10 protein-coding genes are annotated in these 10,604 nt (G+C 69.9%); 6 read left to right on the top strand and 4 right to left on the bottom strand.

Going from position 1 to position 10,604, the window contains the following annotated elements:
- Positions 1–186 precede the first annotated feature (186 nt).
- Both D7W79_RS31495 and D7W79_RS31490 read left to right on the top strand, forming a co-directional pair.
- Positions 187–1,866 (top strand): DUF1800 domain-containing protein, encoded by a 1,680-nt coding sequence (locus D7W79_RS31495; protein ID WP_120529074.1) that lies wholly within the window; start codon positions 187–189, stop codon positions 1,864–1,866.
- Positions 1,867–1,871: 5 nt separating this feature from the next.
- Positions 1,872–3,419, top strand: coding sequence for a DUF1501 domain-containing protein (locus tag D7W79_RS31490; RefSeq protein ID WP_120529073.1), 1,548 nt, complete (start codon positions 1,872–1,874; stop codon positions 3,417–3,419).
- Between the two features lie 51 nt (positions 3,420–3,470).
- Here the strand turns inward: D7W79_RS31490 and D7W79_RS31485 are convergent, their stop codons facing one another.
- Entirely contained in the window at positions 3,471–4,355 is an 885-nt protein-coding gene (locus D7W79_RS31485) for an NAD-dependent epimerase/dehydratase family protein (protein WP_120529072.1), read from the bottom strand.
- 93 nt (positions 4,356–4,448) lie between these two features.
- Between D7W79_RS31485 and D7W79_RS31480 the strand changes: the two genes are divergently transcribed.
- Positions 4,449–5,390, top strand: coding sequence for a LysR family transcriptional regulator (locus tag D7W79_RS31480; RefSeq protein WP_120529071.1), 942 nt, complete (start codon positions 4,449–4,451; stop codon positions 5,388–5,390).
- 6 nt (positions 5,391–5,396) lie between these two features.
- Here the strand turns inward: D7W79_RS31480 and D7W79_RS31475 are convergent, their stop codons facing one another.
- Positions 5,397–6,482 (bottom strand): aldo/keto reductase, encoded by a 1,086-nt coding sequence (locus D7W79_RS31475; protein ID WP_120529070.1) that lies wholly within the window; start codon positions 6,480–6,482, stop codon positions 5,397–5,399.
- A 95-nt stretch (positions 6,483–6,577) separates the two neighbouring features.
- Here D7W79_RS31475 and D7W79_RS31470 point away from each other — a divergent pair, with 95 nt between their 5' ends.
- The 3 genes from D7W79_RS31470 (at position 6,578) to D7W79_RS31460 (ending at position 9,865) form a co-directional block, all read left to right on the top strand.
- Positions 6,578–6,985 carry a MarR family winged helix-turn-helix transcriptional regulator gene (locus D7W79_RS31470; RefSeq protein WP_171435138.1) on the top strand — a complete coding sequence of 136 codons (408 nt, stop codon included), beginning with the start codon at positions 6,578–6,580 and terminating at the stop codon, positions 6,983–6,985.
- Between the two features lie 110 nt (positions 6,986–7,095).
- Positions 7,096–8,475: a hypothetical protein gene (locus D7W79_RS31465; protein ID WP_147442142.1), complete on the top strand. Its 1,380-nt coding sequence runs from the start codon at positions 7,096–7,098 to the stop codon at positions 8,473–8,475.
- A 145-nt stretch (positions 8,476–8,620) separates the two neighbouring features.
- Positions 8,621–9,865 carry a hypothetical protein gene (locus tag D7W79_RS31460; protein ID WP_120529068.1) on the top strand — a complete coding sequence of 415 codons (1,245 nt, stop codon included), beginning with the start codon at positions 8,621–8,623 and terminating at the stop codon, positions 9,863–9,865.
- Between the two features lie 70 nt (positions 9,866–9,935).
- Here the strand turns inward: D7W79_RS31460 and D7W79_RS31455 are convergent, their stop codons facing one another.
- The gene (locus tag D7W79_RS31455) at positions 9,936–10,235 is read right to left on the bottom strand and encodes a DUF3817 domain-containing protein (RefSeq protein WP_120529067.1); all 300 of its coding nucleotides are present in this window, start codon (positions 10,233–10,235) and stop codon (positions 9,936–9,938) included.
- Entirely contained in the window at positions 10,232–10,567 is a 336-nt protein-coding gene (locus tag D7W79_RS46495; RefSeq protein ID WP_120529066.1) for a hypothetical protein, read from the bottom strand. The genes D7W79_RS31455 and D7W79_RS46495 overlap by 4 nt, the downstream gene beginning before the upstream one ends.
- Between the last annotated feature and the right edge of the window lie 37 nt (positions 10,568–10,604).

Genomic DNA, 10,604 nt, shown 5'->3' with positions numbered 1-10,604 from the left:
GGGCCTTATCGTCGGCAGCGTCAGATGTGTATAAGGGACAGGGGAAAACCTCCGGCGTCCCATGCTTCCCGCACTACCAGAAAAAGCCGCTTTAAATGAATTTACCTATCTCCTAGAATCTTTTGTGACGTCGCGGCCCCGGCGTTTCCGGGGTCGATCACCCCCGCAGTCACCAGGAGCAACCGGATGCTTCGTCGCACCGCCCTGGCCCTCGTCCTGTGTGCCACATCCTGCACACAGGCCGACGGGCCTTCCGCAGCAGAGTCCCCTCCCCCCGAACAGGAAGTCCTGGGCCGTGCCGAACAGGCCGCGGAGTCCCTGGAGACGCCCAGCGAAGCGAACAGCATCCGCTTCCTGGAGCAGTCCTCCTTCGGCCCCAAGCTGGCGCGCGGCGTGGTCCCCGCGCCCGTGGGCACCGTGGAGCACGTGGTGGCCGTGGGCATCACCCAGTCGCTCACGGAGCAGTTCGCGCTCCAGCCGGCCACGCCGTACGACGGGGAGAGCGCCCAGGACCTGGGCTCGCAGTTCTTCCAGCGCGCGGTGACGGGGGAGGATCAGCTCCGCCAGCGCGTGGCGTTCGCGCTCAGCCAGATCTTCGTCGTCTCCCAGAACGGCATCCCGGACTCCGCGAAGACGCCGTACGTGGACTCCAAGGTGGCGCTCGCGGGGTACATGAACCTGCTGTCGCAGCATGCCTTCGGCGACTTCCGCGTGCTGCTGGAAGAGGTGACGAAGAACCCCGCCATGGGCCGCTACCTGGACATGGCGAACAACCGCGCCTTCGACTCGAAGGGCAACCCCATCGACCCGAACGAGAACTACGCGCGGGAGATGCTCCAGCTCTTCACCCTGGGCACGGACAAGCTGAACCTGGACGGCACCCCGGCGCTGGACGCCAACGGCAACCGGCAGCGCGCGTACACGGAAGAGCAGGTGAAGGCCTTCGCGCACACCCTGTCCGGCTGGACCTGGAACGCCACCGCCTGTCCGGCCAAGGGCGCCGCCATCAACACGCCCGACTACAAGAACCCGTTGATGCCGTGTAACGACAACCACGACACGAGCCGCCAGGAGCTGCTGCGGGGCGTGCTCACCGCGCAGGGCGGCAACATCACCACGCACCTGACGCAGGCCCTGAACAACGTCTTCAACGACCCCAACGTCCCGCCCTTCATCAGCAAGCAGCTCATCCAGCACCTGGTGACGAGCAACCCGACGCCCGGCTACGTGCAGCGCGTGGCCAACGTCTTCAAGAACGACGGCACCGGCGCGCGCGGCAACCTCCAGGCGGTGGTGCGCGCCATCCTGGTGGACAACGAGGCGCGCGGCGCCCAGCCGCCCGTGAGCCTGCGGCCCGGCTTCGGACACCTGCGCTCGCCCGCGCTGTTCGTCACGAACGTGGTCCGCTGGCTGGACCCCACGCTGGACACGGCCACCAAGGACCCGGGGCTGAAGCTGAGCAACTGGAGCAAGGCGATGAACCAGTGGGTGACCCGCCCGCCCTCCGTCTTCAGCTTCTACCCGCCCAACGCGCCGCTGCCGGGCGCGGACGGCCTCGTCGGACCGGAGTTCGCCATCCTGGACACGGCCACCATCACGGCCCGCGCCAACTTCCTCCACGAGTTCCTCTACTCCGCCAGCACCGTCAACGCGGGCATCACCGTGGACTACGACCTGCTGCCCGCCACCAACACGGACCTGGTCGCGTACCTGGGCCGCTACTGGCTGCACGGCACGATGGCGCCGGAGCTGGAGCAGAAGCTGCTGACGGCCATGGGTGACAGCCGGGCGAACTCGGCCATCCGCAAGAAGAAGCTCGGGCTCTACCTGACGTTCCTCTCCCCCTCCTTCCAGATCCAGCGGTGAACCCCATGACCACCACCCGTCGCCAGTTCCTCCGGCGCGCCACACACGGCCTGGGCTTCCTGGCCGCCGCCGCCGCCCTCCCCCGCTGGGTGGGCAACGCCCACGCCGCCAACACCAGCGGCTATTCCGGCAGCCGCGTCGCCGTCTGCGTCTTCCTGCTGGGAGGCAATGACAGCAACAACATCCTCATCCCCCGGGAGACGAATGCCTACGCGCAGTACCTGGCCGCCCGGCCCACCATCGGGCTGAAGGCGGACCAGTTGGACCTCATCAACCCCACGGGCATGGCCGCCGGCTCCTTCGCCCTGCCCAAGACGCTGTCGAAGCTGCGCGCGCACTTCGAGGCAGGGCGCGCCGCGTTCGTGTGCAACGTGGGCCCGCTGGTGCTCCCGCTGACCAAGGCGGACTACCTGGCCGGAGGGGTCTCCGTGCCGGAGAACCTCTTCTCCCACAGCGACCAGCAGGACGCGTGGGCGAGCGCGCTGGCCAACCCCGGCTCCAGTGCCGTCACCAACGACATCAAGGTGACGGGCTGGGGCGGCCGCGCGGCGGACAAGCTCCACGTGCTCAACTCCAGCACGCCGCCGGACTACCCGGAGGTGACGTCGTTCGGAGGCAAGCCGCGCTTCTGCGCGGGCGTGGATCGCAAGCCCATGGTGGTGGCTCCGGACGGCACGCTCGCGTTCCGCACCGTCAACACCCCGCCGTCGGACTTCGACCTGCTCCAGCAGGCGGCGCTGGCGGACGTGATGACGGTGCAGGATGGCAACGTGCTGGAGACGGCCTATGCGGGCGTGTTCACCACGGCGCAGACCTTCGCCTCCGCCCGCGCCGCCGCGCGCGACGCGGCGTGGGCGCAGCTGCCCCAGGCCACCCGCGACGCCATCGACGGCTACTTCCTGCCCACGCTGCCGCCGGAGGAAACCGCGAAGTGGACGCTGCACACGCAGCTCTACCAGGTGGTGCGCGACCTGGTGGCGGGCGCCATGCCGGTGAGCAATGCGGGCCTGGGGCTCAAGCGCCAGGTGTTCTCCGTGGGCTTCGGCTCCTTCGACACGCACCATGACGAGGACGTGGACCATCCGAAGCTCCTGGCGCAGCTGGACTTCGCGCTCGACGCCTTCCAGCAGGCGGTGACGCTGCTGGAGACGCAGGCCGCGTTCGGGACCAACGCGCCGCAGGCGACGCTCTTCACCATGAGCGACTTCAACCGGACGCTGCTGGAGAACGGCGACAGCGGCACGGACCACGCCTGGGGTGGCCACGCCATCGTCCTGGGCAACCGCGTCGCGGGCAAGGCGCTCTACGGCACCTTCCCCAGCCTGGACCTGTCGGGTTCGCTGGACGGCTCCACCGACGAGCGCGGCCGCTGGATTCCCACGCTCACGGTGGAGCAGTACGGCTGGACCCTGGCCTCGTGGCTGGGCCTGAACACCGCCGCCGAGCGCGACTACGTGTTCCCCAACCTCGCCGGCTACGTGGCGGACGCGGTGGCGCGCAGCTTCCCGGCGCAGGCACGCAAGTACAAGGTCGGCTTCATGCTGGCGGACTGACGTGAAGACCGCGTGAACGAAGAAGGCCGCGGGCCCCTCGCGGGTCCGCGGCTACTTCAGCTCCGCGAGCACGTCGAACACGGAGGGCCGGTGCGGCTTCCAGCCCAGGGCGCGGGCCCGCTTCGCGCGGATGCGGCTGTTGGACGCGAGCGCCAGCCGCCCCAGCTCCACGCCCCAGCGCTGCTCTCCGTCCTGAAGCGGCATGCTGGCCACGGACAGGTGGAGGCTCTTGCCAATGGCCGTCACCACGTCCCGGAAGTTCGCCTCGCCGTTCTCCGCGAAGAAGAACGTCCCGGCCGGGGCGCGCTCCAGCACCAGGAGGTACAGGTCCGCCAGGTCCTCGATGTGCACGTTGGACCAGACGTTCTCCCCCTTCCCGATGTAGCGCGCCGTGCCCGTCTCCCGCGCGTACTGGATGAGCGGCGGCAGCTGCACGCTGTCCTCATGCAGGCCCAGTCCCTTGCCGTAGATGAGGCAAGGGCAGATGACGTTCGTGTGGATGCCGTCCTTCGCGGCGTCCAGCACCGTCCGGTCCAGCGAGATGCGCGCCACCTTCTCCGGCACGGGCTCGATGGGCGTGTCCTCGTCGTGCACGCCGGCCGTCAGCTCGCCGCCCGCGTCGGTGGCGACGATGCTGGAGCCGCTGGTGTGGATGAAGTGCTTGCCGGAGCCCTTCAGCGCGGCGAGCAGCGCCTCCACCACCTTGCGCTCGTCCGCGGACGCCGCGTTGATGACGGCGTCGGACTCTTTCGCCAGCCGCGCGAGCGCGCCCAGGTCGTCGAACGAGGCGACCGTCGCCTGGATGCCGCGCGCCTCCAGCGCCCGCGCCTTGTCCGCGGTCCGGGCGGTGCCCACCACCTGATGGCCCGCCGCCATCAACCGCGCCGCCACCGACCCGCCGATGTACCCCGTCGCGCCCAACACGAAGACTTTCATGATCCGCTCCCGTGAATGGGAGGAAACCTGCACTGTTCCCCGCTGGACGGGTAGTGGCTTGCCGGGCACATGACCTGTTCCTAGAGTTCTTGAATGACCCTCATCCAGGAGCCGCTCGCCGGGTTGGGCGCCTTCGTGCGGACGCTCGAGACAGGCAGCTTCAGCGCGGCGGCCCGGGCGCTCGGCGTGTCCCCTTCCGCGGTCAGCAAGACGGTGGGCCGCCTGGAGGGCCGGCTGGGCGTGCTGCTCCTCCAGCGCGGGACACGGCGGCTCCAGCCGACGCCGGAGGGGCTGTCCCTCTTCGAGCGGGGCCAGCGCATCGTGGCGGAGTTGGAGGCGGCGCAGGGCGAGTTGCGCGAGTCGAAGGGCCCCCGGGGTCCGCTGCACGTCACCGCGCCCATGGACCTGGGCCGCTACTGGCTGGTGCCGCGCCTGCCGTCGTTCCTCGCCGCGTACCCGCAGGTCCAGTGCGCGCTGGGGCTCACGGACCGCTTCATCGACCTGGTGGAGGAGCGCGTGGACGTGGGGCTGCGCATGGGAGAGAGCGCGGATGCGCGGCTCGTGCGCCGGCGGCTGGGAGCGTCCCGCGCGGTCATCTGCGCGTCGCCCGCGTACCTGCGACGGCGCGGCACGCCCCGGAAGGTGGCGGACCTCCAGCGCCACGCGTGCCTGGCCTACCTGCGCGACGGACAGCGCGTCCCCTGGCGGCTGGATGGCACGCCAGTGGACGTACCCGGCCCGTTCGCGTCCGACAACAACGAAGCCCTGCTGGCGCTGGCGGTGGAGGGCGTGGGCATCGCGCGCATCCCGGAGTTCGTCGCCGCGCATGCGCTGGCCTCCGGACAGCTGCGGGCCGTGCTCGGCGAGGTGCACTCGCCGGGGCCCGACGTGTTCGTCGTCTATCCGGAGCGCCGGCACCTGTCGCCCCGCGTCCGCGTGTTCGTGGACTTCGTGGCGGACGCGTTCGCGCGCGAAGAGGCGAAGGCGCTCGTTCCCGCGAAGGGGCCGGGCGGAAGGCCCCGGCCCCGGCGGTGAGCGCGGTCAGTAGACCTTGTCGCCCTTCTCCACGCCGAAGGGGGAGGCCGGCAGCTGGATGCCATTCACGGACGTCCCGCCGTTGTGGATGGCGGGGAACATGGGCTCCATGTTCTGCGGGAACCCGAACGTGGGCTTCGTGAGCTCATCCAGCCGGCGCACCTCCTCGGCGGTGAGCTTCACGTCGGCGGCCTTGAGGTTGTCCTCGAGCTGAGAGATGCGCCGCGCACCGATGATGGTGGAGCCCACGCCCGGCTTCGCCATCACCCAGGCCAGCGCGACGCGCGCGGGGGTGCTCTCATGCGCGCGGGCGATGGCTTCGAGCGCGTCGACGACGGTGTAGGTCTTCTCGTTCAGGTAGGGCTCGATGAAGGCGCCCCGGTCGCCCTTCAGCTGGCCCGCGTTCGCGCGGGTGTACTTGCCGCTGAGCGCGCCGCTCTTGAGCGGAGACCAGGGGGTGATGCCCAGCCCGTGCTCCAGGGCCATGGGCACCAGTTCCTGCTCCACGCTGCGCTCGAGCAGCGAGTATTCAATCTGCAAGCCGATGAAGGCGGACCAGCCCCGGAAGCGCGCCGTCATGTTCGCCTCGACGACCTTCCACGCCGGCGTGTCGGAGACCCCGAGGTAGCGGACCTTGCCGGCCTTCACGAGGTCCTCGAGCGCGGCCATCGTCTCGTCGATGGGCGTGTGCTTGTCCCAGTTGTGCAGCCAGTAGAGGTCGATGTAGTCGGTCTGCAGGCGGCGGAGCGAGTTCTCGCAGGCCGAGATGATGGACTTGCGGCCGGAGCCGCCCCCGTTCGGATCGCCGGGATAGAGGTTCCCGCTGAACTTCGTCGCGATGACCAGGCGGTCGCGCCGGGCCGCGTGCTTGCCGACGTGGTCGCCGATGATCTTCTCGGAATGGCTCTTCGTGTAGAAGTTCGCCGTGTCGATGAAGTTGCCGCCCAGCTCGATGAAGCGGTCGATGATCCGCTCGGACTCCTCCACGCTGGTGCCCCAGCCGAGGTCCTCACCGAACGTCATCGCACCAAGGCACAGCGGGCTCACGCGGAGGCCTGAGCGGCCGAGCGTCACGTAGTGGTCGAGAGACATGGGAACTCCTGGGGATGTGTTACCGTTTTTGGGGAGGCCGGATTGGTTCAGGCTTGAACTGATTTAATTTTGTACCAATTACCGCGCAAGGGCTCATGTCGAAAATCGACGCGGCGAAGATCTGGTCGCTGAACTACAACCTGCTGATGTCGGTCATCGCCGGTGTCTCCGCCGACATCGCCGAGCTGGGGCTGGATACGAAGGAGCTGTTCGTGCTGTCGCAGGTGGAGGAGCACCCCTACCCGGCGGAGCTGGCGGCGACCCTGAGCATGCCCAAGCCGACGGTGACGGTGTACGTGAAGCGGCTGGAGGCGGCGGGCTTCCTGCGCCGGGAGATCGACGCCGCGGACCTGCGCCGGCACCGACTGCAGGTCACTCCCGCCGGGCGCAAGGTGACGTCGCGGGGCCTCGCGCTGCTGTCGGACGCGTTCGGCGCGCGGCTCGGCCGCCTGAGCGCTGCGGAGCAGGCGGAGCTCCGGAGCCTGCTCGAAAAGCTGAGCTGACGGCGGCGTGGGGCGGCAACACGCCCGGCTGCTTGCATCCCGCGTTTCCCCTGGGTGTATTCCCCCTCCAATGCCGAGGCGGGTTCGAGCCCGGCGGGGGTTCCCTAAACATGCGGACGCGTCGCGCGGGTGAAGTGGTGCTGGGTGCAGTCGTCGGTCTGTGGCTCGCCGCCTGTGGTGGCGGGGACAAGGTGCAGGTCCGGGGACACGTGACCAATGGCGGAGGTCAGCAGTCCCAGGGGCTTGTCGACGGTGCGCCCGCGCTGGGGGGAGACGGGACGGCGTCGGCCACCACCACGGTGCGGATCAGCCGCGTGCTGGCGGCGGGCGACCTGAAGACGCTGGCCGAGGCCGACGTCGCGGCGGACGGCAGCTACACGCTGGAGCTGGACGACGCGGGGCAGCGGCTGGTCATCGAGGCAGTGAACAAGTCAGGCATCACGGTGGGCTCCGCGCTGCTGGACTCCACGGCGCCGCAGTCCGGGCAGGACGTGCGCACGGCGCCGCCCATCACCAGCGAGTCCTCGCTGGAGGCGGAGGTCTTCGTCCAGATGGTGCGGGACGGCGAGTCGCCGGACGGCGTGGACACGGTGGACCTGCGCGCGCGGCTGAACGTGGAGCAGGCGACGGCGGTGCGCGGCCAGCTCAAGGAGACGGCGACGGAGTCGGTGGAGGCGCTCGGCGCGGCGGTGCGAGCGGCGCAGGAGACCCGGATCAAGGCGTATGCCCGCGCGGGTGTGGTCGTCACGCAGGACCAGCTCTTCAGCGCGTCGCTGGACGCGGCGGCGAAGCTGGATGCCGCGCTGGACGCGGGGGGGCAGGCGGCGCAGGCGTATGACGCATTCTTCGCGGAGGTGCGCGCGGCCACGCCCCAGGTGAGCGACACGCAGGACCAGCAGGCGGAGCGCGAGGCCAGCGTGGCCTATCGCATGGCGGTGGAGGCGCGGCTGTCGACGGGTGCAGGAATCGCGGTCGCGGACGCGTCGGTGCGGGCCGCCGCCGCGCTGGAGGCGCGCGCCACCGAGGCCGCCGTGAAGGCCCTGCTCCAGGCCGCCAGCGCCACCGACACGGTGCTGGCCCAGGCGAACACCGCGGCCACGGCGCTGCGCACGAACCTCTCCAGCGCCACGTCAGCCAGCGCCGCCGCGACGGCCTGGACGTCCTTCGACGCCCAGCTCGCCACCAGCGGCAGCGCGTCCGTGATGGGCGCGTACCTGGGAGTCACGACCAGCAACCAGCTCGCCTTCGACTCCGCGGTGCACGCGGGAGCGCAGGCGAGCGCGGTGCTCGAAACCACGCTGGGCACCGTCCTGGAGCAGTCCGGCAAGGCGTCCGCCACGGCGCTCTCAGAGGCGGTGGTCAACGCCTTCGCCACCTACGACGCCGCGGTGCGAGGCAACGCCACCGCCACGCTGACACCCTTCGGAGCCAAGGCGAACACCGGCGTGGAGCTGTTGATCATCTCCGAGGGTTCCTTTTCGTTGCGCTAGGCAACTATCTGGACCCCGGGTTTCGCCTTCCTTCGCGTCCTCTTACAGGGGGCCCTTCGGGTCGCTGGCCGGAGCGCCCCTGGGGTGGCCACGAATGCGGATGCGCAATGTTGGAGATGTGGTTCGGGTTGGACTGATGTGCGGAATGCTGTTCGCCTGTCGCGCCGGCGAGGAGGTCGAGATCCGGGGACGCGTCACCCTCAGCGGCGGTCCGCTGGGTCAGGAGCTCCGGGTCCGGGCCAGCATCCTGGAAGTCGACGGCCAGGCGAAGGTGCTCGCCGAGACGGACGTGGACGAACAGGGCACGTACCGCCTGAAGCTGGATCAGCCCTACGTCCGCGTCATCCTCGATGCGGTGAACAACAGTGGAGGGACACGGGCTTCCGCCCTCCTGGATTCCACGGAGGCCGCCCCCGGCCAGGACGTGCGCACGGCGCCGCCCATGACCCTGGAAACCGCGCTCGAAGCGGAGGTCTACACCCAGATGGTCCGCGACGGTGTCGAGCCGGGGAACGTGGACACGGTGGACCTGCGCCTGCGACTCACCGCGAGCCGGGCCCAGGCGGTCCAGAAGTCCGGCGATATTCCGGGGGCGCTGCGGACGCTCGGCGTGGCGGTGCGCGCGGCACAGCAGGCGCGTCTCCGCGCCTACGCGAAGCCGGGCTTCGAGTACGTCCACAAGGCCGAGCTGTTGAGCGCCCCCCGGCAAGCAGCCGCCACGTTGGACCTCGCGCTGGATTCAGGGACGTCCTCCCCGGCGAAGGCCTACGCGGATTTCTTCGTCGTGTGGGACGCCGCCCTCTCCATGCACTCGGCGCTCGAGCATCAGAAGGCGGAGCGCGACGCGGGCATGGTGTTCCGGGCGATCGCGAAGGAGGCATGCATCGGCGATGACTGCCAGTTCGACCCGTCCCTCGCGGAGATCCACGCGACCGGGGCGGCGGTGCATCTCGTCCTCCAGCAGGCAGGCGCCTCGGGGCTTCAGCCGGCCGCGGACGCGGCCGCCTCGGAGCTGCTGTCGAACCTGCTCGAATCCCCCGTCAATCCCACCGAAGCCTGGACCCGGTACCGTGCGAGCATCGTCGACGCGGAGGACTCGGTCCTGTACCGGTTGCTCGAGGACACGGATATCGAGCGCCCGACCCTCTGGCAGCTCGTTCAGGCGTCCAAGCTCAACGGGGCGATGCTGGGGCTCGTCATGTTGGAGTTGATCCTCAAGGACGTCTCCAGCAGCTCCCCGGAAGCCATCGCGCAGTCCGTCGACCGGGCCTTCGCGAACCACACCGCGGAGCTGACCCGCGCGGCCAGCCCCCACCTCGAAGCCGCCGGCGACAGGGCACAGCCGGCCCTGACGCTGATGCTCATCACCCAGGAGGCCGCGCGCCCGTAGCGCACCCCGGGGGCGGCAAGCGGTAAAGCCGCCCCGGCGCCGTGAGGGGCTGAACCGTCCAGGTGTGGCCTCAGCCCCTCCGCGCCTGCTCCTCCCGCCGCAGCGCGCGGTCCAGCACGAAGGTCCCGAAGGGCACCAGCGACGCGCCGAACGCCGCGAGCGAACGGCGCGCCGTCCAGCCGTGCTCGGACGCCGCGCGGAACAGGGACGACACGAAGAGCAGGAACAGGAGCCCGTGGACGCTGCCGGCGACCCGCACCGCCAGCGGCTGCGCCAGCAGGTACTTCACCGGCATCGCGATGAAGAGCAGCCCCAGGAAGGACATCCCCTCCAGGAAGGCCACCCACCTCAGCTGTCGCAGCGCACTCATGTGTCCACCCAGGGCCAGCGCGGCCGGAAGATCATCAACACCAGGACCAGGAAGAACGGCACGGCGGCCATCAGCGCTCCCGGCAGCGTGCGCCGCTCACGGGTCGCCATGGCCACCAGCGCGAGCTGCGACACCAGCGACAGCGACAACCCGCCCAGGATCCACGCCTCCGTCAACGCGAGCTGGAACTGGAGCGTGAGCAGGTAGCCCGCCGTCCACGTCACCACCAGTCCCGGCGACGCGATGGCGTGCACCGCGCGCTTTCGGTCCTGCGACGTCGTCGCGACCAGCGCCCCCACCAGCCCGCCCCCGTAGCTGTCTCTTATACCCATCTGACGCTGCCGACGATAAGGCTCGTGTGGATATAAG

Origin of the sequence: Corallococcus exercitus (assembly GCF_003611585.1) — a bacterium.
Taxonomy (GTDB): Bacteria; Myxococcota; Myxococcia; order Myxococcales; family Myxococcaceae; genus Corallococcus; species Corallococcus exercitus.
This window is presented reverse-complemented; position numbering and strand designations above follow the sequence as displayed.